At 62.7% G+C, this 23,288-nt stretch carries 27 protein-coding genes; 15 read left to right on the top strand and 12 right to left on the bottom strand.

The features are described from left to right. Positions 1-22: 22 nt before the first annotated feature. The 3 genes from FN060_RS00200 to FN060_RS00210 all read left to right on the top strand — a co-directional run bounded on the left by FN060_RS00200 (position 23) and on the right by FN060_RS00210 (position 2,732). On the top strand, positions 23-772 hold the full coding sequence (locus FN060_RS00200) for an electron transfer flavoprotein subunit beta/FixA family protein (protein ID WP_142586375.1): 750 nt from the start codon (positions 23-25) through the stop codon (positions 770-772). Positions 773-797: 25 nt separating this feature from the next. Next, on the top strand, positions 798-1,727 hold the full coding sequence (locus FN060_RS00205) for an electron transfer flavoprotein subunit alpha/FixB family protein (RefSeq protein ID WP_142586376.1): 930 nt from the start codon (positions 798-800) through the stop codon (positions 1,725-1,727). A 120-nt stretch (positions 1,728-1,847) separates the two neighbouring features. Beyond that, positions 1,848-2,732 (top strand): 3-hydroxybutyryl-CoA dehydrogenase, encoded by an 885-nt coding sequence (locus tag FN060_RS00210; protein ID WP_142586377.1) that lies wholly within the window; start codon positions 1,848-1,850, stop codon positions 2,730-2,732. Between the two features lie 4 nt (positions 2,733-2,736). On the opposite strand, the gene tlpA is transcribed toward FN060_RS00210, so the two are convergent. After that, on the bottom strand, positions 2,737-3,396 hold the full coding sequence (gene tlpA / locus FN060_RS00215) for a thiol:disulfide interchange protein TlpA (protein ID WP_142586378.1): 660 nt from the start codon (positions 3,394-3,396) through the stop codon (positions 2,737-2,739). Positions 3,397-3,420: 24 nt separating this feature from the next. On the opposite strand from tlpA, the gene argH reads away from it, so the two are divergent. The 4 genes from argH to FN060_RS00235 all read left to right on the top strand — a co-directional run bounded on the left by argH (position 3,421) and on the right by FN060_RS00235 (position 9,202). Next, positions 3,421-4,824 (top strand): argininosuccinate lyase, encoded by a 1,404-nt coding sequence (argH, locus tag FN060_RS00220; protein ID WP_142586379.1) that lies wholly within the window; start codon positions 3,421-3,423, stop codon positions 4,822-4,824. Positions 4,825-4,909: 85 nt separating this feature from the next. Further along, positions 4,910-5,110 carry an LPS translocon maturation chaperone LptM gene (gene lptM / locus FN060_RS00225; protein ID WP_142586380.1) on the top strand — a complete coding sequence of 67 codons (201 nt, stop codon included), beginning with the start codon at positions 4,910-4,912 and terminating at the stop codon, positions 5,108-5,110. A 12-nt stretch (positions 5,111-5,122) separates the two neighbouring features. Next, positions 5,123-6,391 carry a diaminopimelate decarboxylase gene (lysA, locus tag FN060_RS00230; RefSeq protein WP_142586381.1) on the top strand — a complete coding sequence of 423 codons (1,269 nt, stop codon included), beginning with the start codon at positions 5,123-5,125 and terminating at the stop codon, positions 6,389-6,391. A 159-nt stretch (positions 6,392-6,550) separates the two neighbouring features. Continuing rightward, on the top strand, positions 6,551-9,202 hold the full coding sequence (locus tag FN060_RS00235) for a TIGR02302 family protein (RefSeq protein WP_142586382.1): 2,652 nt from the start codon (positions 6,551-6,553) through the stop codon (positions 9,200-9,202). 4 nt (positions 9,203-9,206) lie between these two features. Here the strand turns inward: FN060_RS00235 and FN060_RS00240 are convergent, their stop codons facing one another. The 3 genes from FN060_RS00240 to FN060_RS00250 all read right to left on the bottom strand — a co-directional run bounded on the left by FN060_RS00240 (position 9,207) and on the right by FN060_RS00250 (position 10,941). Beyond that, complete coding sequence (locus FN060_RS00240; protein WP_052640310.1) at positions 9,207-9,581, bottom strand: response regulator; 375 nt, start codon at positions 9,579-9,581, stop codon at positions 9,207-9,209. 122 nt (positions 9,582-9,703) lie between these two features. After that, on the bottom strand, positions 9,704-10,258 hold the full coding sequence (gene hpt / locus FN060_RS00245; RefSeq protein ID WP_077549409.1) for a hypoxanthine phosphoribosyltransferase: 555 nt from the start codon (positions 10,256-10,258) through the stop codon (positions 9,704-9,706). A 41-nt stretch (positions 10,259-10,299) separates the two neighbouring features. Then, on the bottom strand, positions 10,300-10,941 hold the full coding sequence (locus FN060_RS00250; protein WP_077549408.1) for a hypothetical protein: 642 nt from the start codon (positions 10,939-10,941) through the stop codon (positions 10,300-10,302). 213 nt (positions 10,942-11,154) lie between these two features. Between FN060_RS00250 and ftsE the strand changes: the two genes are divergently transcribed. The 4 genes from ftsE (at position 11,155) to FN060_RS00270 (ending at position 14,509) form a co-directional block, all read left to right on the top strand. Next, positions 11,155-11,814, top strand: a complete 660-nt coding sequence (gene ftsE / locus FN060_RS00255; RefSeq protein ID WP_077549407.1) for a cell division ATP-binding protein FtsE — start codon at positions 11,155-11,157, stop codon at positions 11,812-11,814. After that, a complete protein-coding gene (locus tag FN060_RS00260) occupies positions 11,807-12,814 on the top strand; it encodes a cell division protein FtsX (RefSeq protein ID WP_077549406.1) in 1,008 nt (335 codons plus the stop codon). The genes ftsE and FN060_RS00260 overlap by 8 nt, the downstream gene beginning before the upstream one ends. Positions 12,815-12,879: 65 nt before the next feature. Beyond that, complete coding sequence (locus FN060_RS00265) at positions 12,880-13,617, top strand: YdcF family protein (RefSeq protein WP_077549405.1); 738 nt, start codon at positions 12,880-12,882, stop codon at positions 13,615-13,617. Positions 13,618-13,705: 88 nt separating this feature from the next. Continuing rightward, positions 13,706-14,509 carry a lysophospholipid acyltransferase family protein gene (locus FN060_RS00270; RefSeq protein ID WP_077549404.1) on the top strand — a complete coding sequence of 268 codons (804 nt, stop codon included), beginning with the start codon at positions 13,706-13,708 and terminating at the stop codon, positions 14,507-14,509. A gap of 15 nt (positions 14,510-14,524) precedes the next feature. Here the strand turns inward: FN060_RS00270 and FN060_RS00275 are convergent, their stop codons facing one another. Beyond that, a complete protein-coding gene (locus tag FN060_RS00275; protein WP_142586383.1) occupies positions 14,525-15,058 on the bottom strand; it encodes a gamma-glutamylcyclotransferase in 534 nt (177 codons plus the stop codon). Between the two features lie 53 nt (positions 15,059-15,111). Between FN060_RS00275 and FN060_RS00280 the strand changes: the two genes are divergently transcribed. After that, positions 15,112-16,122, top strand: a complete 1,011-nt coding sequence (locus tag FN060_RS00280; RefSeq protein WP_142586384.1) for a DUF2125 domain-containing protein — start codon at positions 15,112-15,114, stop codon at positions 16,120-16,122. A gap of 2 nt (positions 16,123-16,124) precedes the next feature. Here the strand turns inward: FN060_RS00280 and FN060_RS00285 are convergent, their stop codons facing one another. From FN060_RS00285 to FN060_RS00295, 3 genes are all read right to left on the bottom strand, one after another. After that, a complete protein-coding gene (locus FN060_RS00285) occupies positions 16,125-17,054 on the bottom strand; it encodes a prephenate/arogenate dehydrogenase family protein (RefSeq protein WP_142586385.1) in 930 nt (309 codons plus the stop codon). Then, positions 17,051-18,160, bottom strand: coding sequence for a histidinol-phosphate transaminase (gene hisC, locus FN060_RS00290; RefSeq protein WP_142586386.1), 1,110 nt, complete (start codon positions 18,158-18,160; stop codon positions 17,051-17,053). The genes FN060_RS00285 and hisC overlap by 4 nt, the downstream gene beginning before the upstream one ends. Before the next feature lie 78 nt (positions 18,161-18,238). Next, positions 18,239-19,003, bottom strand: a complete 765-nt coding sequence (locus tag FN060_RS00295) for a class I SAM-dependent methyltransferase (protein ID WP_077549399.1) — start codon at positions 19,001-19,003, stop codon at positions 18,239-18,241. Between the two features lie 89 nt (positions 19,004-19,092). On the opposite strand from FN060_RS00295, the gene gloB reads away from it, so the two are divergent. Next, positions 19,093-19,863 (top strand): hydroxyacylglutathione hydrolase, encoded by a 771-nt coding sequence (gloB, locus tag FN060_RS00300; RefSeq protein WP_142586387.1) that lies wholly within the window; start codon positions 19,093-19,095, stop codon positions 19,861-19,863. A gap of 24 nt (positions 19,864-19,887) precedes the next feature. Continuing rightward, positions 19,888-20,313, top strand: coding sequence for a cupin domain-containing protein (locus FN060_RS00305; RefSeq protein WP_142586388.1), 426 nt, complete (start codon positions 19,888-19,890; stop codon positions 20,311-20,313). Here the strand turns inward: FN060_RS00305 and FN060_RS23440 are convergent. The 4 genes from FN060_RS23440 to FN060_RS00325 are packed head-to-tail and all read right to left on the bottom strand — an operon-like array spanning position 20,305 to position 22,652. Further along, the gene (locus FN060_RS23440) at positions 20,305-20,538 is read right to left on the bottom strand and encodes a lysoplasmalogenase family protein (protein WP_142586389.1); all 234 of its coding nucleotides are present in this window, start codon (positions 20,536-20,538) and stop codon (positions 20,305-20,307) included. The two genes, FN060_RS00305 and FN060_RS23440, sit on opposite strands and share 9 nt — an antisense overlap. Beyond that, positions 20,523-20,948, bottom strand: coding sequence for a lysoplasmalogenase family protein (locus FN060_RS00315; RefSeq protein ID WP_142586390.1), 426 nt, complete (start codon positions 20,946-20,948; stop codon positions 20,523-20,525). Before FN060_RS00315 ends, FN060_RS23440 begins: the two co-directional genes overlap by 16 nt. A 9-nt stretch (positions 20,949-20,957) precedes the next feature. Continuing rightward, a complete protein-coding gene (gene yddG / locus FN060_RS00320; RefSeq protein ID WP_142586741.1) occupies positions 20,958-21,848 on the bottom strand; it encodes an aromatic amino acid exporter YddG in 891 nt (296 codons plus the stop codon). A gap of 30 nt (positions 21,849-21,878) precedes the next feature. After that, the gene (locus FN060_RS00325; RefSeq protein ID WP_142586391.1) at positions 21,879-22,652 is read right to left on the bottom strand and encodes a DUF3108 domain-containing protein; all 774 of its coding nucleotides are present in this window, start codon (positions 22,650-22,652) and stop codon (positions 21,879-21,881) included. 256 nt (positions 22,653-22,908) lie between these two features. On the opposite strand from FN060_RS00325, the gene rpmB reads away from it, so the two are divergent. After that, positions 22,909-23,208 carry a 50S ribosomal protein L28 gene (gene rpmB / locus FN060_RS00330; protein ID WP_052640325.1) on the top strand — a complete coding sequence of 100 codons (300 nt, stop codon included), beginning with the start codon at positions 22,909-22,911 and terminating at the stop codon, positions 23,206-23,208. Positions 23,209-23,288 lie beyond the last annotated feature (80 nt).

Here is a 23,288-nt window from a genome sequence, read left to right on the forward strand (position 1 = left end):
CCATAAGTCAAGGAAGGACCCCATGAAGATCCTGGTACCTGTGAAGCGAGTGGTCGACTATAACGTCAAGATCCGCGTCAAGCCCGATGGCACCGGCGTCGAACTTGCCAACGTCAAGATGTCGATGAACCCGTTCGACGAGATCGCGGTCGAGGAAGCCCTGCGGCTGAAGGAAGCTGGCAAGGCCGAGGAAGTGGTGGTCGTCTCCATCGGTCCCGCCAAGGCCGAAGAAACCCTGCGCACCGGGCTCGCCATGGGTGCCGACCGGGCAATCCTGGTGGAGACCGATGAAACGGTCGAGCCGCTGGCTGTTGCCAAGATCCTCAAGGGTGTCGCCGAAGCGGAAGCTCCTGGCCTCGTCATCATGGGTAAGCAGGCAATCGACGACGACAGCAACCAGACTGGCCAGATGCTCGCCGCCCTCCTGAAGTGGGGCCAGGCGACCTTCGCATCCAAGGTCGAGCTTGCCGACGGATCCGCCAAGGTAACGCGCGAAGTCGACGGCGGCCTGCAGACGATCGACGTGAAGCTGCCGGCAATCGTCACCACCGACCTTCGTCTCAACGAGCCGCGCTATGCATCGCTGCCGAACATCATGAAGGCAAAGAAGAAGCCGCTCGACAAGAAGACGCCGGCCGATTTCGGCGTCGACACGGCGCAGCGCCTCAAGGTGCTGAAGACCGAGGAGCCGGGCGGCCGCAAGGCCGGCATTAAGGTGAAGACCGTTGCCGAGCTCGTCGAGAAGCTCAAGACCGAAGCCGGCGTGCTTTAAGTCGGAAGAACAGGGAGACAAAGATATGGCCATTCTTCTTCTGGCAGAACACGACAACAGCAGCGTTTCCGATCAGACCGCCAAGGCATTGACCGCGGCGAATTCGATCGGTGGGGACATCCACGTCCTCGTCGCCGGCTCCGGCGCAAAGGCTGCCGCCGATGCGGTCGCCAAGCTCGACGGCGTCTCTAAAGTCCTGCTCGCCGACAGCGGAGACCTTGCCAACAGTCTCGCCGAGCCGCTGGCCGACCTGATCGTGTCGCTGGCGGACAGCTACGACACCATCATCGCTCCGGCGACAGCGTCCGCGAAGAACGTCATGCCGCGGGTAGCAGCACTGCTGGACGTCATGCAGGTTTCCGAGATCATCGAAGTGGTCTCTGCCGACACCTTCAAGCGGCCGATCTATGCCGGCAATGCCATCCAGACGGTGCAGTCGACCGATGCCAAGAAGGTCATCACCGTGCGCACCGCAGCCTTCCCGGCTGTCGGCGAAGGCGGTTCGGCTTCGGTCGAGACGGTTTCGGCAGCCGCCAATCCTGGCCTTTCCAGCTTCGTCTCCGATGCCATCGCGTCCTCCGAACGTCCGGAACTGACCTCAGCTAAGATCATTGTTTCGGGCGGCCGCGCCCTCGGCTCCGCCGACAAGTTCAACGAAGTGATCCTTCCGCTTGCCGACAAGCTGGGTGCCGCAGTCGGCGCTTCGCGTGCGGCAGTCGATGCGGGCTACGCGCCGAACGACTGGCAGGTTGGCCAGACGGGCAAGGTCGTGGCACCGGACCTCTACATCGCCGCCGGCATTTCCGGAGCGATCCAGCACCTCGCCGGCATGAAGGATTCCAAGGTCATCGTCGCCATCAACAAGGACGAGGAGGCGCCGATCTTCCAGGTCGCCGACTACGGTCTCGTCGGTGATCTGTTCGAACTTCTGCCGGAACTCCAGAAGTCGCTTTAGTCGTTGCTTCGCACCTGCGAAAAACGCTAGAACTGACGCCAGTCGGCCAAGTAAGACAGGCCGGCCCTTTGAGGGGCCGGCATCAAAGCAGGCGCCGCCGGACGCCTCGGGAGCAGGTCCATGGGTTTGGCTAGTATTCAGAACGTCGGTGTGATCGGGGCAGGGCAGATGGGATGCGGCATCGCACATGTCGCTGCCATCGCGGGCTACAAGGTGCAGATCTACGACCTCTCGCAGGACCGCATCGAGGCAGGCTTGGCAACCATCAACGGCAACCTTGCCCGGCAGGTCACGAACGGCAAGCTGTCCGACGAGGATCGCAAGGCGGCGCTGTCACGCATCAGTGGCTCGGCCGATCTCAACGACCTGGCGCCGATGGACCTCGTGATCGAGGCGGCTACCGAGGACGAAAGCGTCAAGCGCAAGATCTACGCGCAGATTTGCCCGATCCTGAAGCCGGAGGCGCTGCTCGCCACCAACACATCGTCCCTGTCCATCACCCGCCTCGCTTCTGCGACCGACCGCCCGGAACGTTTCATGGGCATCCATTTCATGAATCCGGTGCCGGTCATGAAGCTGGTGGAACTGGTTCGCGGCATCGCGACCGAAGAAACGACCTTCGCCACCGCCAAGGAATTCGTCTCGACGCTCGACAAGACGATCACGGTTGCCGAGGATTTTCCGGCCTTCATCGTCAACCGCATCCTGCTGCCGATGATCAATGAGGCGATCTACACCCTCTATGAAGGCGTCGGCTCGGTCGAGGCCATCGACACGGCCATGAAGCTCGGTGCAAACCACCCGATGGGACCGTTGCAGTTGGCCGACTTCATCGGACTCGACACCTGCCTGTCGATCATGCAGGTGCTGCACGACGGTCTGGCGGATTCCAAGTACCGCCCTTGCCCGCTACTGGTAAAGTATGTGGAAGCGGGTTGGCTTGGCCGCAAATCCGGCCGCGGCTTCTATGACTACCGCGGCGAAACGCCGGTCCCGACGCGCTGAGGCGTCAGGAACCCTTTGCGGCCGTGATCAATGCCTTGGCGTCTGTGCTGTCCCAGACTGCAGGGCCGTTCATGGCGGAGACGAGGCAGCCCTTCCGGTCGAGGATCAGCGTGACCGGGAGACCGAAGGCAAGCCCTTCCTTCTTCATCGTATTGAAGACGCCCATCGTGCTGTCGCGGTAATAGCCGAGCGCATCCACCCCGGTTTCTTCCAGGAATGCCTTCGGTTTTTCGTCTGAGCCCGTATCGATGTTGACGGCGACGACCTCGAAATCCTCTCCGCCCATCTCCTTCTGCAGATTGTTGAGAGCCGGCATCTCTTCGCGGCACGGGCCGCACCACGTCGCCCAGAGATTGAGCAGCACGGTCTTGCCTGCAAAATCGGTCGTCTTCAGGTCCTGCCCCGCAGGCCCCTTGAACGAAAGGTCGATCAGCCGCGGCGATGTGGCGGCGGCCATGGCGGCAACCTCACCCCGCGCGAACTCGTCGACCGTCCGGGCAAGTTCCACCGTGCCCTCGCACGCGCCAGCGTCGGCGGCGACCTCGCCATTGCCAGACCCGGTGTTCCTCACGTATACCGCCACGGCGCCGGCAATCAGCCCGGCCACGGCGGCGATCACGATCAATCTGGCGGAGGGAAGGCCAAGCGGTCTCTTGTTCGTCATCTAGCACTCCAGGACGTATGCATCATGGCTGACGGCACGAAGGACGCGGTATCCTCCAACCAGATGTGGGGCGGTCGCTTCGCCTCCGGCCCGGATGCGATCATGGAGGAGATAAATGCCTCCATCGGCTTCGACAAGAAGCTCTACGCCCAGGACATCCGCGGCTCAATGGCGCATGCGACCATGCTTGCTGCAAAAGGCATCATTTCCGGCGAAGATAAAGACAAGATTGTCGAGGGGCTGAACACGATCCTGTCAGAGATCGAGAGCGGCCAGTTCGAGTTCTCGCGCAAGCTCGAGGACATCCACATGAACGTGGAGGCACGGCTTGCCGCTCTGATCGGCCCAGCCGCCGGACGGCTCCACACGGCGCGTTCCCGTAACGACCAGGTCGCGCTCGACTTTCGCCTCTGGGTGAAGGAAGAACTGAGCAAGACCGAACTCATGCTGACCGGCCTGATCGCCGCGTTTCTCGACCGAGCCGACGAGCACGCCGATACCGTCATGCCCGGCTTCACCCACCTGCAGACGGCGCAGCCAGTCACCTTCGGCCATCATTGCATGGCCTATGTCGAAATGTTCGGCCGCGACAGGCAGCGGGTGCGCCACGCAATCGAACACCTGGACGAAAGCCCGATCGGCGCCGCGGCACTCGCCGGCACGGGTTTCCCGATCGACCGGCACATGACGGCTGAGGCGCTTGGCTTCCGCGAGCCCACTCGCAACTCCATCGACACCGTGTCCGACCGCGATTTTGCGCTGGAATTCCTGTCGGTTGCCGCAATCTGCGCCATGCACCTTTCACGGCTTGCCGAGGAAATCGTGATCTGGTCGACGCCGCAGTTCGGCTTCATCCGCCTGTCGGACGCATTTTCGACCGGCTCCTCAATCATGCCGCAGAAGAAGAACCCTGATGCGGCCGAACTGGTCCGCGCCAAGACGGGACGCATCAACGGTTCGCTCGTCGCACTGTTGACCGTCATGAAGGGCCTGCCGCTCGCCTACTCCAAGGACATGCAGGAAGACAAGGAACAGGTCTTCGATGCCGCGGAAAACCTGGAACTCGCGATTGCCGCGATGACCGGGATGGTGCGCGACATGACCATCCGCGCCGACCGCATGCGCGCTGCAGCCGGGTCCGGCTACTCGACCGCCACCGACCTCGCCGACTGGCTGGTGCGCGAGGCGGGCCTGCCGTTCCGCGACGCCCACCACGTGACCGGCCGGGCCGTTGCGCTTGCCGAGCAGAAGGGCTGCGACCTCGCGGAACTTTCGCTGGCGGAACTCCAGGGCATCCATGATGCCATCACCGACAAGGTCTTTGACGTCCTGTCGGTCGATGCGTCGGTCGCAAGCCGTACCAGTTTCGGCGGCACCGGCCCGTCGGAAGTGCGCAAGCAGATTGCCTGGTGGCGCGCCCGCAACTAGCCATCGAAATGACCGCGGAATGACTGCACAAGCGGCGGGAACTCCGCTATGACACCAGCGCAGGCTGGTTGATGAAGGAAACGGAATGTCGAAGCTCGTGCAAAAATCTGGCGGCATCGCCCTGACGCTGGCGGTGGCCGGCATCGTCCTGTCCGGATGCGGCCGCAAGGGTGATCTCGACCGCCCCAGCACTCCTGTCGAGCAGCAGAACATCCGCAAGACGGGGGACGACCGCAAGCCGGAGCCGGTTCCCGAGAAGCGCTTCCTGCTCGATCCTCTACTCTGAGCGACAACAGCCGTGAACCATTTTCACTATATTGATGGCGTGTTGCACGCCGAGAACGTGCCGATTCCCGAGATTGCCAAGGCGGTCGGCACCCCCTTCTACGTGTACTCCACCGCAACCCTGGAGCGCCACTACACCGTCTTCGCCAAGGCGTTCGCGGATGTCGACGCGATGGTCTGCTACGCGATGAAGGCGAATTCCAACCAGGCGGTGCTGAAGACGCTCGCGCGCCTCGGAGCCGGGGTTGACGTAGTGTCCGGAGGTGAACTGCGCCGGGCGCTGGCGGCCGGCATCCCCGCAAGCCGCATCATGTTCTCCGGCGTCGGCAAGACCGCGGCGGAAATGGATCTGGCACTCGAGGCAGGCATCTACTGCTTCAACGTCGAATCCGAGCCGGAACTCGAAGTCCTGAACCAGCGGGCGCAGCGTAAAGGTACCCGCGCCCATGTCTCCTTCCGCATCAACCCCGATGTCGACGCGCGCACCCATGCGAAGATTTCCACGGGCAAGAAGGAAAACAAGTTCGGGATTTCCTATGAGCGCGCCCGCGCCGTGTATGCGCATGCCGCCCAGTTGCCCGGCATAGAGGTCACTGGCATCGACATGCATATCGGCAGCCAGATCACCGATCTGCAGCCCTTCGAGGATGCCTTCCGGCTGCTGCGCGAACTTGTGGATACACTACGCGCCGACGGCCACAGGATCGACCATGTCGATATCGGCGGCGGCCTGGGCATCCCCTACAAGGATGACAATGATCCACCGCCGCTTCCCGACGCCTATGCCGAGACGGTGAAGCGACAGCTGCGTTCGCTGGACTGCAAGATCGTCACCGAGCCCGGCCGGCTCATTGTCGGCAATGCCGGCATCCTCGTGACCGAGGTCATCTACATCAAGGACGGCGGCGAAAAGGCCTTCGTCATCGTCGACGGCGCCATGAACGATCTCATCCGCCCGACGCTTTACGACGCCTATCACGAGATACGCCCGGTGATTTCGGCCGCGGCCAGCGCGCCACGAATCAGAGGCGATATTGTCGGACCCGTCTGCGAGACGGGTGACTATCTTGCGCTTGATCGGGAGATGGCGGCGCCGAAGCCCGGGGACTTGATTGCCGTAGGCTCCGCCGGGGCCTATGGCGCCGTGCAGGCGGGCACCTATAATTCACGGCTTCTGGTTCCGGAGGTGCTGGTCAGGGGCAGCGACTTCCACGTGATACGTCCGCGCGGAAGCTACGAGGACCTGATCGGCTTGGACTCGGTACCCGGCTGGCTCGCCTGAGCCTTATCTCGTCCTGTTCACAATTGCAGGAAGCGGACGGATTTCTGCCGCTCGCCGCAGGACCGCTCTCGTCTTCGCCATAAAGATCGCTATCTTGGTTCGAAGGCAGCGTCGCTCTCGGCACGCCCGCATCTTGCGCCGCCACAGGAGACGGATGACATGCGCAATATCCGCAAAGGTGCCTTCGACGCCCTTCCCGGACTTGCCCGGCGAGTGGCCTGGAAGCGCTCCCTCGCTCGCTCCGTGCTTTTCATTGAGCGCCTGATGCCGCGCCTCCTGCCCATGCTGGGTGTAGCTGCGCTCTTCCTCGCCTTCGCATGGTTCGGCCTGTTCCGCCTCATGCCGGATATGGTCCGCTGGGCCCTGCTGGTCGTCTTCGGCGTGGGGTTTGCCGCTACGCTGCTGCCGATCGCTCGGCTTCGCTGGCCCGCATCCGCGGATGCCGACCGCCTGCTGGAGGAGCGAAACCACCTGCCGCACCAGCCGGTCGCCGTTCAGGATGATGCGCTCTCCCACGACACCCTCTTCGCGCGCGCGCTGTGGAAGGAGCACCAGATCCGCATGGCGGAACGGATCGCAGCTCTCGATGCAGGCCTGCCACAGCCCGATATCGCGCGTCACGACCGCCATGCCTTGCGCGCTGTCCCCGCTCTCCTGCTGGTCGTCGCATTCGGCTTCTCCTTCTCCAACGGAGCAGGAACGATCGCAGACGCCTTTCGGCCAACCTCTGCGCCAGCCGACTCTGCCCCCGACCTGCGGATTGATGCGTGGTTGACTCCACCCTCCTATACCGGACGTGCGCCAATCTTCCTGACGGGCGGGGCTAACGGCGCCACGACTGACCTGTCACTGCCACAGCACTCGCAACTGACCGTCCGCCTGACCGGTGGAGACGGCCAGGAAGTCGTAACCTACACACCTGCCTCACAAGCGGAACCCGTCGCTCTGGTGAGCGAAGAGATCGCCGCCGCGAGGGAGAAGGCAACGGACGAGGCACAGCAGCAGCAAGGCGCTCCGGCCGCCGGTCAACCAGGCCAGCTTCCGCAAAGGCGGACCTACCTGATGACGCTCGATGGCAGCGGTGAACTCGCAATCAATGGGCAGACCTGGACCTTTGACGTCATCCCCGACCAACCGCCGGAGATCGCTTTCGACAAGCAGCCGCGTCGCGCCGTGAACGGCGCGCTGGAGATATCCTTCAAGGGTAAGGACGATTACGGCATTCGCGAAGCGCAGGCACTGATCGAACCGGTCGACGCACCGGAAGCGGACGCCACTCCCCTTTACCCACTCCCGACCTTCCAGCTCGACCTGCCGCGACGTAGCTCGGAAGAGGTCAAGGGGCTCACAAGCCGTGACCTGACCGAGCACCCGCTTTCGGGAAAGCGGGTGAGGATTACATTGCTGGCGACGGACGGGGCAGGTCAGACGGGACGTAGCCAGCCTTACGAAATGGTGCTGCCCGCCCGGCCGTTCTCGGAGCCGCTGGCGGCGGCGGTTGTCGAACAGCGGCAGGTTTTCTCCCTGGACAGCAGGCAGGTGCCGCGGGCGCTCGAACTCAACGAGGCGCTGACGCTGCGACCGGATGAGACCATCCCGAACCTGTCGCACTTCCTGCTTCTGCGTTCGGCGCATGGACGCATGGAGCTTGCGCGCGACGAGGAACAGTTGAAGGAGACGGCCGACTACCTCTGGGACATCGCACTCGGTATCGAGGACGGCGATCTTTCCGCGGCTGAGCGACGCCTTCGCGATGCCCAGAATGCCCTGAACGAGGCCTTGAAGAACGGCGCCAGCGACGAAGAGATCGCCAGGCTCATGGACGAGCTCCGCCAAGCCATGCAGGAATTCATGTCAGAGCTCGCCCAGCGCCTGCAGAACAGCCCGCGCGCGCCCCAGGACATGCAAGCCCAGAACATGCTGCGCCAGCGCGACCTGCAGAACATGCTGGACCAGATCGAGAATCTGGCCCGGTCTGGCAACCGTGATGCGGCCCAACAAATGCTCTCGCAATTGCAGCAGATGATGAACAACCTGCAGGCCGGTCGCATGCAGCAAGGCCAGCAGGGGCAACAGCAGAACAGCCAGATGCGCCAGCAGATCGACAAGCTCGGCGAGATCATGCAGGAACAGCAGCGGTTGATGGACCAGACCTTTCAGCTAGAGCAGGCCTTGCGGGACCGCATGCAGCGCGGCGATCCCGGGCAGCAGGGAGAACAGCCCTACGAGCAGCAGCAGGGACAACAAGGATCGCCCACCGACCAGATGACCGCTGAACAGCTGCGGGAAGCGCTGAGGAATCTGCAAGCCCAGCAGGAAGGCCTCGGCAAGCAGCTCCAGGAACTGCAGCAGGGTCTCAAGGAGCTCGGCATGCAGCCGGGCCAGGGCTTCGGAGAGGCGGAGCGCGAAATGGGCAATGCCGGCGAGGCCCTCGGCCAGGGCGAAGGCGAGCAGGCCGTTCAGGGCCAGGGCAATGCCCTCAACGCCCTGCGTCAGGGCGCCCAGGATATGATGCAGCAGATGATGCAGGCCATGCAGCAGGGACAGGGCCAAGGTCAGGGTGAAGGCGCCGGCGAGGTCTCGCAGGGCAACCAGAACGGCCGGGATCCGCTGGGACGCCCACGCGCCACCCAGGGTCCCGACTTCGGCGATCAGGTGAAGGTGCCAAACGAGATCGACGTGCAGCAGGCGCGGCGGATCCTGGAGGCCATTCGCGAAAAACTGGGCACCGCGATCCAGGAACAGTTCCCGGCACCGTCAGCGGGTGAGATCGAGCGCCGTTACCTGGAGCGTTTGCTGGAAATACGCTAGCCCGTCAGGCCGCCTGTGGCTGCTCGGATAGTGCGCGCGCCACGGCCCGCCGGATTTCCGGAAGGGCGAAGGGCTTCTGGACAACATCGATTATCTTCTCGGCGAGATCGTCGGCGCGCTCCCGCTGTTCTGCATAACCGGTCATGAGAAGGATCTTGAGACCAGGGTGACGCGACGCCGCCTGATGGACAAGTTCGATACCATCCATCACGGGCATGCGGATGTCGGACAGCAAGAGGTCGAATTCGGTCTCCCCGAGCTTTTCCAGCCCTTCTGCGCCGTCGCCCGCCTCATGGGTTTCGTGCCCGTCGAGACGAAGGGCTCGCGCAACGAACATGCGCAGGGAATCCTCATCCTCGGTTATCAGGATCTTGGCCATGGCGCTCGACGTCCCCCATTCTGTCTCATTACGGGAGCAAATCACCAGACTTTCCTTTTCGAGGAGTAAACAGCCTCCTCCAGCACTCCCGAGATGGTTAACGATATGCGGATCGCTGACGGCTAACTCTCGCCGAGGGCGTCTCCGGTAACCACGCCCACGAAGGGAAGTTCGCGGAAGGCGTAGGCGACGTCCATCCCGTAGCCCACCACGAAATAATCCGGGCATTCGAAGCCGACGTAATCCGCCTCCAGCTCTTCCTTGCGCTTTACGCTCTTGTCCAGGAGCACCGCGATCGAGACATTCCTGGCGCCGCGCTCGTACAGCATCTGCTTGGCAAACAGCAGCGTGCGCCCGGACTCGAGGATATCGTCGATCAGCAGGACGTCGCGGTCCTTCACGTCGCTGTCGATGTCCTTCACGATGCGCACGCCCTGCGAGACCGTACCCGCTCCATAGCTCGAGAGCGTGATGAACTCCACTTCCGGCGCCAGACCGACATCGTGCAGCGCACGGATCAGATCGGCGGCGAAGATGAAGGAGCCCTTCAGGATCGCGATGACGAGCAGGTCCTTGGTAGGACCCTTGGCGATCTCCGCGGCAATCGAACGATTGCGTTCGGCGATGGCTTCCGCGGTGTAGAGCGGCTCAATGATCTTGCCGCGAACGACGGGCATGGGGCTCTCCTGACTGGTTCAGAAGGCCGCCGATAGCATAATCATGGCGCCGAGGCACCCGCCGATGCAAAGGAAAGCCGCAGTTCCGGCATTTTTCCACCAGGATGCGGAATGCGTGCAGAGAAGCCGTGGCTCTCGCCGCCCTCGATCGCTGCGACGGGTGGCTGGATGACGGTGCTGGCAACCGTGGCATCACCCGAGACCAGGTCTGCGCGGATCGGCAGCGCCTCGAGCGGCACGTCACTGTTGTTCTTGACGATCCCTGTAATCAGGAGAAGCGACATGCCGTTCGCATCCTGGGGCGTGAGGTTCACGTGCGTCAGGTCAAGGCCTGGCGGCTCTGCTGGCGCGGACTCGCTCACGAACAGGGCAAATCCACCAGCCAAACCGAACACTGCAACGCATAGAGCCGCAACGATCGCTGCGAACACATCGGCAGAGAGATTCATGAGCCCACGCTCTACCCACGCCAGGACGGCTCCGGCAGACGGCTTCTCCTGGGCGGCGACGTGACGGGTGGAACGAGGACGAGGCGGGGTCGGACGTTCGGCTACGGGACCGGATCGGCTCGATGCCGCAGGAACCGTTACAAAGCTCGCATCCGCTACATTGCCGGTGGCGCCATGGCTGAACCGTCTGCGGGCCGATCTCGGTTCGGGGGGCAGGATATCGATGACCGTCATCGCTCGCCTTTCCGGACTCCGGCCTGCCGGGGCCCTGAGTGCCGCGTTCACCCACATGGGAAAACTTGGCATTGAATCGAATCCTACCCAGTCGTAAATTCAAATGGTTAATGCTTCGCAAAAGCGGCCCTCAAAACGACCTAATCCGGTGGCGATAGAAGATCGCATGACCTTGGTTGCAAGGGCGGCGCAACACGGGACCTGGGTTTCCTTTTGATTCATTTCGAGAACGTCGGCCTCCGTTACGGGATGGGCCCGGAGATTCTTCGGGACATGACCTTCGATATCCCGAAGAGGTCGTTCCAGTTCCTCACCGGGCCGTCGGGCGCCGGGAAGACGACACTTCTGCGACTGCTCTTCATGTCGCTGCAGCCGACCCGCGGCCTGATCCGCATGTTCGGCCGCGACCTGTCGCAGATACCCCGCAACGAGTTGCCGATGCTGCGCCGGCGCGTCGGCATCGTGTTCCAGGATTTCCGCCTGCTCGACCACCTGACCACCTACGAGAACGTCGCACTTCCGTTGCGCGTGCGGGGCAAGCAGGAAGCCAGCTATCGCAACGACGTCATCGAACTCCTCAAATGGGTGGGTCTAGGGGAGCGTATCAACGTCCTGCCACCCGTCCTGTCCGGGGGAGAGAAGCAGCGCGCGGCGATCGCCCGCGCCCTGATCGATCGTCCTGAAATCCTGCTGGCCGACGAGCCGACGGGCAACGTCGATCCGCCCATGGCCAAGCGGCTTCTCTCGCTCTTCCTCGAACTCAACCGGCTGGGCACCGCTGTCGTGATCGCAACCCATGACCTCGCGCTGATGGATCAGGTTGATGCGCGTCGCATGATCCTGACGGAAGGGCAGCTCGACATCTATGAATGAGATGACGCGATCCCATCCGGCACAAAGACCGACGCAGCAGCGTGCGACGATGCGTGTCCGCCCGACGGCCCCCATCCTGCCCCCCTCCAATATTCAGGGCAATGCGCTAATTGTCGTCATCGCGATCATGGCCTTCCTCGCCTGCCTTACCTTCGGCGCCGTCAGCATGGTTCGGGCGACCGCCGCAGGCTGGCAAAGCCAGATCTCCCGGGAGATCACCATCCAGATCAAGCCCGCTGAAGGGCTGGACATGGATGCGGCCCTGCAGAAAGCCAAGGATCTTGCACTCGGCTTTGTCGGCACCGAGGCGGGAACAATACTGGACGATGGCGCAACGGCGCGACTTCTGGAGCCTTGGCTCGGTGCCGGGCTCGATCTCAAGGAACTGCCGGTTCCGCGATTGGTCGTCATCACCATCGACGAAGAGAACCCGCCCGATTTTGGAGAGATGCGGGAATTGCTGGCGCAGGAACTCCCTGAGGCCTTTCTCGACGATCACCGCACATGGGTCGACCGACTCGTCTCCATGGCGAGCACTACGGTGATGATTGGAACCGGCGTCCTGGTCCTTGTCTTCACGGCAATGGTCCTGACCGTGATCTTTGCCACCCGCGGCGTGATCGCGGGCAATCGCCACATCGTCGAGGTCCTTCATTTCGTCGGAGCCGAAGGCGGCTTCGTGGCGCGGGAATTCCAGAAGCATTTCCTCAAGATCAGCCTGAAGGGATCGGCCGCCGGGAGCGCACTGGCAGCAGTCCTGTTTGCCACCTTGGGGATCTGGCAGACCAATGCCCGCGCGACCCCCGAAAGCGACCAGACGATGGCCCTGTTCGGAACGTTCTCGCTTGGATGGAGCGGCTATCTGGGCATCCTTGCGACAATGGTCGTCATCGCCCTCCTGACGACACTGACAGCACGCCTGACGGTGATGCGCACGATCGACGAAATCGACCTCATACGCTCGGATCCGGCGAGATCCGACGGCCTTCCCGCGTCGTGACGGATGGGCAGAGGCTGGAGACAAAACCCTGTTCATGACGTGGGACTCGGTCTATTCACTTTCGCATGAGCACGACTCGTCCATCAAAGGGGGAACGCCTGCCTGACAGTCCGCGCAGACGTGTTGCCACGCAGCTCTTTTCCCGGAGCAGCAGGCTGAGGCGGGTTGCGCGCTGGATCATCACGGGTTCTCTGATGGTGATCGCAACGATCCTGGGCGGCTTCCTCTGGTTCGCTGACTCGGTCGCTTCGTTACAGCCACCGGAGGGAGTGAAGGCCGACGCGATAGTGGTGCTGACGGGTGGCTATCAGCGCATCGACCAGGCCATGGGCCTGTTGCGTGACGGAGCGGGAAAACGGCTGCTGATCTCGGGCGCGCACCCTTCCACCAGCCCGGCACAGATCCAGAAGATGACGCAGACCCCACCCGACCTCTTCTCGTGCTGCGTCGACATCGGCTATGACGCGATCGACACGATCGGCAATGCCAACGAGATATCACGCTGGATTAATGACAACGGCTTCGCCACCGTACTGGTGGTCACCCAGAACTATCACATGCCCCGTAGCCTTCACGAACTGCGCCGGGCCGATCCGGTAACTGATTTTATCCCTTATCCGGTGGTGAATTCCGACCTGACCCGCAAGGCCTGGTTCGCTGAGCCGGACGTGGTCCGCACCATGATGCAGGAATATGTGAAGGTCCTCGCGGCGAACGTGCGGGACTGGGTCGGGCTCGGCCACCGCACCGGCCTGCGTACCGGAGAGAAATCGGAAGCGTCAGGTTTCAAGGCAACGCTCTGAGCCCAGCCCGCCTTCCATACTTGCATCTGGCCGCTTTTGCTGCTGGCCGTTCTCGTGTAGGCAGCCTTGGTCCACGAGGAAATCCTGCATGCTGATGGTTCGCTCCATCCTGTTCAACATGGCATTCTATGCCAACCTCATCCTTCAGATGATCGTCCTGACGCCGGTCTACTTCGCCCTGCCGCGCAAGAAGGCGTTCCGGATCCCCAAGAACTGGGCACTCTCCAATCACTGGCTGATGGAGAAGATCGTCGGCACAACCTTCGAGATCGAGGGGCTGGAGAATATTCCGGAAGGCGGTTGCATTTTCGCGCCCAAGCACCAGTCTTTCTGGGACACCTTCGCGCTCCTCCCCTGGCAGAAGGACCCGGTCTACATCCTCAAGCGCGAACTGCTGTGGATCCCGCTCTTCGGCTGGTACGTGATGAAGCAGCGGATGATCCCGGTCAACCGCGGCGCCCGTGGCAAGGTGATGGTGGGCGTGATGGAGCGCACGAAACAGGAGATGAACAACGGGCGCCAACTCATCATCTACCCCGAGGGAACGCGCCGTCCGCCGGGCGCCGAGCCGCAATATCGATACGGAATCGCGCGCATCTATCGCGACATTCAGGTTCCGGTGGTGCCGATCGCCATGCATCCGGGGTTATTCTGGCCGCGCCGCCGATCGGTCCGCTTTCCAGGTCATTTCAAGGTGCGCATTCTTCCGGCAATCGAGCCCGGTCTCGACCCCGACACATTCTACCAGACGCTGATCGACCGGCTGGAGAAGGCAAGCGACGAACTCCTCGTGGAAACAGTGGAAGCCAATCCGCACCTCAAGCTACCGCCGACCGCCGCGAAGCGCCTCGCGGAACTGCGGCAGGAGCAGGCGAACGCGACCCCGGCTTAGAGCCGGCGGCTGCCGCTAGTCCCGATCGACCAGCCTGCTCACGCCTTCCAGCCAGTGGTCGCGAATTCCCATCTCGCGGAGGTGGGAGACCGTGTTGAGGACATAGGCGGGGTTGGGGCCGGACTTGCCGACGGCGCTGCGGACGATCTCGGCAGCCTCCCGCGCGTCCAGTACCCCGGCATACTGAGCGTGCTGTCGGTCCACGACATATCCCAGTGCCCGAACCTGGCGCCGGTCCCCCAGCACCGCAGGCAGAAAACGCTCCTTGTAGACATGCGTGACCAATTCCCGGGCGCGCAGGTAGGCGAGCACCTCGGCGCGTTCCTCGCTCCGGACACGGAATGCCATGCCGCGGCAGGACCCGCCTCGGTCCAGCCCCAGGACCAGACCCGGTCGCTCCGGCGTGCCCCGATGAACATGGGAGCGGACGCAAAGCGAGCGGCGGTAACCGAAGATATGCGCCTCCGCCTTCTCCTCGAAGGAGAAGCCCGGGTTCCACATGAGCGACCCGTAGCCAAACACCCAAAATTCGTCCATATCCGGCGCCATGCGTTCCCGTCAGCGTCGTTCGCGCTACATCCGGCCACCTTTGGGAGAACATCATGGCAGCGTCAAGCCGATCCGCTATCGCCAGGAAAGTTTGGCTTCTCGCGCTCTTGATCGTTCTGGTCATCGCCATCTACACCGGCGGCTGGTTCTATGCGGCATCGGCCCTGAAGGAGCGAACGCTTGCGCTACTGGGCAGCAAAGAGGCTGATGGAGTAACCGTCGAGTGCCTGGATGCATCCTATCGGGGCTACCCGTTCCGGATCGGTCTGTTCTGCTCCCGCGTCAACCTCGACGATCACACCCACGGCATTTCGGCGACGCTCGGCGCGCTTCGTTCCGCTGCGCAGGTCTACAACCCAGGCCATATCGTCTGGGAAGTCGATGGACCCGCGGAAGTAAGGACAAGCCACGGTCTGTCCGTGTCATCGAACTGGAAAAACCTGCAATCGAGCCTGGTGGCGAATGATGGCCGGTTAGAGCGCAGCTCGACGGTGATACAGCAGGTGGCCACGAGCCTCGTCTCCACTGCCGCGGGACAAGCGCTGAACCTTGCAGCAGACAGGACGGAGGTCCATCTGCGCCAGAATGGCAACGATCTGGACGCGGCACTCAGCCTCCAGAATGTCAGGGCAACGGGAGAGGGATTGGCAGACGTATCGTTGCCGGCAGGATCGGCCGTGGTCGACGTGACGCTTGTCGGACGTGCCGACATGGTGGATGGCACGGACCCGAACGGCCTTGCCCTCTATGGCACGGAAGGCGAGATGCGCAGGCTGGCCGTCGATCTTGGCGAAGGACGGCTCGTCACCGTGACAGGCCCCTTCTCCATTGATGGAGACGGCTATCTGTCGGGTCGATTGAAGGTGCAGGTGGAGCAGATCGACGCGTGGCGCGACAGTGTTGCAGCAGCGTTCCCGGATATCGAGCCTGTCCTGAGGACCGTTTCCGGCATGCTCTCGGCCTTGACCGGAGGTGGCCAGAGCGCATCGATCGATCTGACGATCGAGCGCGGCAAGGTGCTGGCGGGCGGTTTCATTCCAATCGGCGAGATCCCCCCGATCTGACGCTAGTTTTTGGCGTCCAGCGCATGGCGTCCAAAGTCTGGAGCATCCACGTCCTGGCCGGCCTCGACGATTGAGCGGCGTACGGCGCGCGTCCGGGTGAAGAGGTCGAACAGTTTGTCGCCCTCGCCCCAGCGGATCGCCCGCTGCAGATAGGCAAGGTCTTCCGAAAACCGCGCCAGCATTTCCAGGATCGCATCCTTGTTGTGAAGGCAGACGTCGCGCCACATGGTGGGGTCGGAGGCCGCAAGACGCGTGAAATCGCGAAAACCGGACGCTGAATACTTGATGACTTCCGATTCCGTAACCGTTTCGAGGTCATCCGCCGTACCGACAATATTGTAAGCGATGATATGCGGCAGGTGCGAGACGATGGCGAGCACCTTGTCATGGTGCTGGGGATCCATCTCGTCGATCCGCGACCCGAGCGCGGTCCAGAAGGCCTTGAGCTTCTCCAATGCCTGCGGGTCGGTGTCCGGCAAGGGCGTGAAGATGCACCAGCGGCCGCGAAAGAGGCCCGCAAAGCCGGCATCCGGACCGGACTTCTCCGTTCCTGCCAACGGGTGGCCCGGAATGAAGTGAACGCCTTGCGGCATGTGCGGGGCCATCTGAGCAATGACCGAAGCCTTGGTCGAGCCGACATCAGTGACGATCGCTCCAGCCTTCAGGTTGGGGGAGATCTGCCTCGCCACCTCTTCCGAGGCACCCACCGGAACGGACACGACTACCAGATCGGCGCCACGCACCGCCTCTGCCGCTGAAGCGACGTAGGCTGTTCCAAACCCTAGTTCCTCGGCCCGCCGCAGCGTCTCCGGGCTGCGTGTCGAGATGACGACCTCCTTCGCCAGCCCGAGCTCCTTGACGTCGCGGGCGATCGAAGAGCCGATAAGGCCGATGCCGATCAGCGCGATCCGGTCGAAGCGCCCGTCCATCATGCGCGACGATCCATGAATTCGCCAAGGGTCTCGATGACGCCGCGGTTCGCCTCTTCCGATCCGACCGTCATGCGCAGCGCATTCGGGAAGCCGTAGCCCTTCACCGCCCGCAGGATATAGCCACGGCTGGTGAGAAAGGCGTCGGCATCCTCAGCCCGCTTGCCGTCGATATCGGGGAAATGGATAAGAAGAAAGTTGGTGACCGAAGGCGTGACCGTGAGGCCGATCGCCTCGAAAGCGTGCGCGAGCTTGCCGAGCCAGAGGTTGTTGTGCTCAACCGCTTTTTCGATGAAACCCTGGTCGCGGATGGCAGCGGCACCGGCGGCAATCGCCGGAGCGTTCATGTTGAACGGGCCGCGCACCCGATTCAGCGCGTCGATGATGGCCGCGGGAGCATACATCCAGCCGATACGGAGAGCAGCCAGGCCATAGGCCTTGGAGAAGGTGCGCGTCATCACCACGTTGCGGCTGCCGGAGACGAGTTCAAGCCCGGCCTCGTAATCGTTGCGGCGGACATATTCCGCATAGGCCGCGTCGAGCACCAGAACGACGTTCTTCGGCAGCCCGGCCTGGAGACGGCGGATTTCCGACACCGGCACGTAGGTTCCGGTTGGATTGCCGGGATTGGCGATGAAGACGATCTTCGTCCTCTCCGTGACGGCGGCCAGGATCGCGTCGACATCGACGCGGCAATCCTTCTCCTTGACGACGACGGGCGTGGCACCCGCTGCCATGATCTGGATCTTATAGACGAGGAAGCCGTGCTCGGTGATGATGCCTTCGTCGCCCGACCCCAGGTAGACATGGCAGAGAAGGCCAAGTAGTTCGTCCGAACCGTTGCCGCAGAGGATGTTGGTCGGATTGAGCCCGTGGACGGCGGCGATGGCCTGCCGGAGTTCGGTCGCCTGGCCGTCAGGGTAGATCTCCAAATGGTCCGCCGCGCCCTTGAACGCTTCGATCGCCTTTGGGCTGGCCCCAAGAGGAGTTTCGTTCGAGGAAAGCTTGAAGACGCGTGCGACGCCCGGAGCATGTTCCTTGCCCGGCACATAGGCGGCAATGTCCAGGATGCCAGGACGGGGAACAGGCTCGTTGACGACGATGCTCATGGGAACGACCTTCTGAAGGGTACCGGAACCGGCGGATAATGCTGTCGCATTAAAGCCGAAACCGGCCTTTGTCGAGGGTCAGGCCACGGCCCCGCAGCCATCGGCGGCATCCCGTGTGGTCGGCACGCCCTGCGGCGCGAGTACCGGAACGAAGACGCGCCGGGACGCCCGCGCAGCCACCGGCAGCCCCTGGTATAGGCGCTTCTGCGCCTCGACGATGATGACGCCGGAAAAGACCGGCCAGAACCGCCGGCCCATCCGCTCGATCACGTTCCGGAACCGCAGCACTGTTCGTATTCGCGACGGGGGAAAGAACAGTGCCTCGGCGCTCGCGGCAGGCGTGAAGTTCGTTTCCCGAAGCAGCAGGCTCAACTGCCGGCGCGAATAGGGCCGGCCCGAACCGAAAGGCGTGTGCTCCATTCGGGCCCAGACGCCGCGCCGATTGGGGACAACGATGATGAGCCGGCCGCCTGGTGCAAGAATGCGCCACAACTCCTTCAAGGTCTCGCGCGGATTCTCGGCGAACTCGAGAGAGTGCACCATTAGAACGCGATCGATCGAAGCGTCTGGCAGCGGCAACTCCTCGTCGAAGACGAGCGCCGTTGCCGAGAGTTCGCCGGATGGCCAGTTAACGGCACCTTGCCCGGCAGGCATGAAGGCGAAGGTGCGCTCGGTATCGGCCCGGAAGCGGTCGAGATAGGGAACCGCATAGCCCAGACCCACCAGCCGCTCCTCCGGAAGCCGCGCCCAGAGAGAGGAGAGCGCGAAGCTGATGGACTGCTCCGCAAGGCGGCCCAGCTGGGAATGGTAGAACTCACGGAGATCGACGATATCTGTATGCATCACAAAAATGCTAGCAGAGAGCGGTTGGACATCATAGCCGGAGCGTCTACATTCACCGGCGGCGCCATCTTTGCAACGGGGACAGCATCATGAAGCCGCTGGAGATCGAAGTCTTTCAATGCCGCAGCGACAATTACGGCGTGCTGGTGCACGACCCCGAAACAGGTCTGACGGCATCGATCGATGCTCCGGAGGAAGAGCCGATCCTCGATGCACTTTCAAGGCGCGGCTGGACGCTGACCCATATCCTGACAACCCATCATCATACTGATCATGTCGAAGCCAATCTCGGGCTTAAGGGGCGTTTCGAGCTGGAGATCATCGGCCCTATCAACGAGGCCGTTGCCATACCAGGGTTAGATCGGTCGGTGGAGGATGGTGACGAATTCGAATTCGGTGGCCATACCGTCTGCGTGATCGAGACGCCCGGGCATACTGCCGGCCATGTCTGCTACTATTTCCCGGACGATAAGGTTCTCTTCGCCGCCGACACGCTATTTGCCCTCGGTTGCGGCCGCCTGTTCGAACGGCCTGCCGCCGACATGTGGCACTCCCTCCAGAAACTCTCCGCGCTCCCAGACGAGACGGCAGTCTATTTCGGGCACGAGTACACCCTGTCGAATGCACGCTTCGCGCTGACGATCGATCCGGACAATGCGAGGCTTCAGGAGCGGGTTCGGGAGATCGAAGCGACCCGCGCGGCAAACCGCTTCACCATCCCAACGACGATCGGCCTCGAGAAGGAGACCAACCCTTTCCTGCGAGCCACCGATCCAGCCGTCCGCCGCAACCTCCTGATGGAATCCAAGTCGAACGAGGAAGTGTTTGCGGAGATCCGCAAGCGCAAGGACAGCTTCTAATCCTCCTCGAATAGGCGAGACGTCATGGATCCGCAGGACATCATCCGCATCCTCGGCATGCAGCCCCATCCCGAAGGAGGCTGGTACAAGGAGACCTTTCGCGACCCAGCGGGCGGCCGGTGCGGCCATTCCACCGCTATCTACTACCTGCTTCAGGCAGGGGAGCGCTCCCACTGGCACCGGGTACGCGATGCCGTCGAGATCTGGCATTACCACGCCGGCGACCCGCTACGCCTGCGGATATCCCTCGATGGCGTCGAGCTGGACACGGTGACGCTCGGCCCGGACATTCTCAAGGGCGAGAGGCCGCAGGCGATTGTCCCGGCAGGTGCATGGCAGGCGGCAGAGACCCTTGGCGCCTATACTCTTGTCGGCTGCACGGTCGCTCCGGGCTTTGACTTCGCCGCCCTCGAGATGGCACCACCCGGCTGGGAGCCAGGATCAGGCTGACGGCAGGCCGGCGGCCGCGAGGGTGAATACCAGCTGTGCGGCATAGTAGGTCGCCCACACGAAGTTGCGCAGCAGGCGACCGAGCGGCGCGGCGCCGTCGATCAGGAATTTCTCCGCTGCAAGAGCCGTGTCGGAGGAGAGAAAAAGAACTGCTCCGAGAAATACAGCGGCATCCGCGACTGACAGCGCGGTAAAGCCCATGGCGCCGATCACGAGCCCATACACGGCAGCATGGCCAATGGACCAGCCGGCCGCCACAGGACGAGGATCAGTGCCGGCACGAGGATCGCCAGCGCGACGGCGCTTCCGATCCGCCACATCTCCCCCAGAATGAGGCTCGGCTCCGCCATCGGCCAGAACAGCGCGACATAGCCCAGGTGCGAGAGAAGAAAGGAGACGAGTCCTGCGATAAATGCGCGCTCACCATCATAGGCTAGGCAAAGATCGCCGAGCGCTCCGAGGAAAAGCGCCGTTGCCAGCCAGATGGGCCCGCCGGCCGCCAGCGCATAGACCGCGAGAAGGAGCACCGGCGCAGTCTTCAACACACCCCGGCCATGGCTGGCGGGCTTTCCAAGAAAGCCGAAATAGAGAAGGGCGAGCAGAACCGAGAGAGCGAGAACCGTGACGTCCAACATCACGCGCTGCTATTCTGCCGGCGACGGCTGCCGCGATCGCTGCGGCATCAGCATGTCCCGCGCCGCCAGCACCGCGCCGCCGGTAATAAGCAGGCAGGCAAGCCCGATGCGCCAGTCGGGCTCGGCAAATCCGCTTGCCACAAGGATCAGTGTCGAAAGCAACGGCGCGGCATAACTCGCGGCACCGATGATCTGGATATCGCCGTTCTTGACTCCGTAGTCCCAGGCGTAGAAGGCGGCTCCAACCGGAAGCAGGCCGAGCCCCACCACCGCCAGCCACTCGCTCCCACCGGCGGGCCATACCGTCGTCTCGAGAAGAAGATGGCAGACCAGCGACAGAAACGAGGTGGCCAGGCAGAAGCCGGTGACGACGTCGGTAGAGACGCGGCCGAAGCTGCGCGTCAGCAGGGAGTAGCCGGACCAGGTGAAGGCGCAGAGAAACGCGGCGCCATAGCCGAGGGCATACTGGTCGTCGAAGGAGATGCCGTTTCTCGAAACGATTGCCACCGTCCCGGCAAGCCCCGCCACCGCACCGGCGACGTGATGCCATCTCAGCCGCTCTCCTGGCAGCAGCGCGGAACCGACGACGATGAAGAGCGGCCACAGATAGGCGATCAGGCCTGCCTCGACCGCCGGCGCATTACGCAGGGCGGTGAAGTAGAGGAAATGGTAGCCAAAAAGGCCTGCGATGCCGATGATCCACACCTTGGGTGGCTGCCGCAGAAGTCTCAGCCGATGCGGCCTCGCCGCAAAAAGAAGAAGGCCCGGAAGACTGCCAATCGCGAAGCTGATCGCGGAAAGCTGGAAGGGCGGCATCTTCCCCGACGCCGCTGTCATTAGTGCCAGCAACGACCACATGAGGATGGCTGTGAAGCCGATAAGCGTCCCGCGTGCCTTCACCATGCCCCCTCCAGGGCCGATCCAGCCCCGTCAGCCGCCGTACTTCGCGGCCTTCACGTAAACCTGTCCCATGCTCGTCGGAATGCGGGCATAGACCGGAGCATATACATTTACCGATTGCGCCTTGGCAAACCAGATCTCCATCGGGGTCTTCTTCAGGTGCTCGATATCGGAACGCCCGCGACGGAAGCCCGATCTCGGGACGTAGCGAATCTCGCAGACCATCACCTCGCCCGTGAAGCCCTCGGTGGAGAACGTCTCCGTCCCCTTCGACGTCAGGATCAGGTCCATCCGCGACTCCCCGTCGTAGATCGGAACGCGACTGGGGCAGCTTTTCACGTCGCCGGAGAACACCAGACCTGTCAGTGGATCGAGCACCGAACGCAAATCCTCTGGCGCAACCGGCACCCAGTTGTCGGGCCGACGCTTCGGCTCCGGCTTCATCACCGAACGCGTCACGTCGCCGTTGCGATAGGTCACCTCGTAGACCCGCGTCCGCTTGCCGGTCTTGTAGACGAGGTCATACTGCTCTGCCTGCAGCTTATCACCGCGCTTGCGGCCCGTGACGCTGGTTTCGGCGGAGATCTTGCTGATGATATCCGCAAGTCCCCAGGAGCGAAAACTCCCGGCAATGCGGTAGTCATTGCTGCCGAACTCGCTTGCGAAGGCAGCCTTGGCGATCGGCAGTATGCCAAGCGATATATCGTATTCGCTGACGTGGCGTATGCCCGCCGTTCCCGCGGGTCCGGCGAGCAGCGAGAAGGCGAATGCACTGGCGAGGATGGCCCCACGGCGCCCGGTCATGATTGTGCCTCTAATGATGCGAAAGCGGGAGTTTTCATCCCCGTCGCAAAGATATAAACCCGCCACTATGGCAAGAAAATAGCCGGAGCCGCTCGAGCCCTCTGGATTCTGTACCCGCAGGTCCGAGGTTTTGGCTTGACTGGACAGACCTCACTGACTATAGAACCGCAACTTTCCAATCAGGCCAGTTGGATCGGCGCGCCGGGCATTGCCCGGAAGTACCATTCGATTGCAGAAGAACAACAAAGGTGTACCCATGTCTCGTATGTGCGAACTGACCGGCAAGGGCGTTCAGACCGGCAACAACGTCAGCCACGCAAACAACAAGACGCGCCGCCGGTTCCTGCCGAACCTGTGCCACGTCACACTGATCTCCGACGCACTCGGCCAGCGCTTCCGTCTGCGCGTCTCGGCGCATGCCCTGCGCTCCGTCGAGCACCGTGGCGGCCTTGACGCCTTCCTTCTGAAGGCTGACGAGAACGAACTGTCGATGCGCGCACGCCTGCTGCGCCGCCAGATCGCCAAGAAGACCGCCGAAGCAGCGGTTGCTGCCTAAGCGCGAATAACATCATCGGTTGCAGGAAGGGCTTGACGGGAAACCGGACAAGCCCTTTCTCTTGAACCCCATCGAACTCC

Source organism: Pseudorhizobium halotolerans (assembly GCF_902153235.2).
GTDB lineage: Bacteria > Pseudomonadota > Alphaproteobacteria > Rhizobiales > Rhizobiaceae > Neorhizobium > Neorhizobium flavum.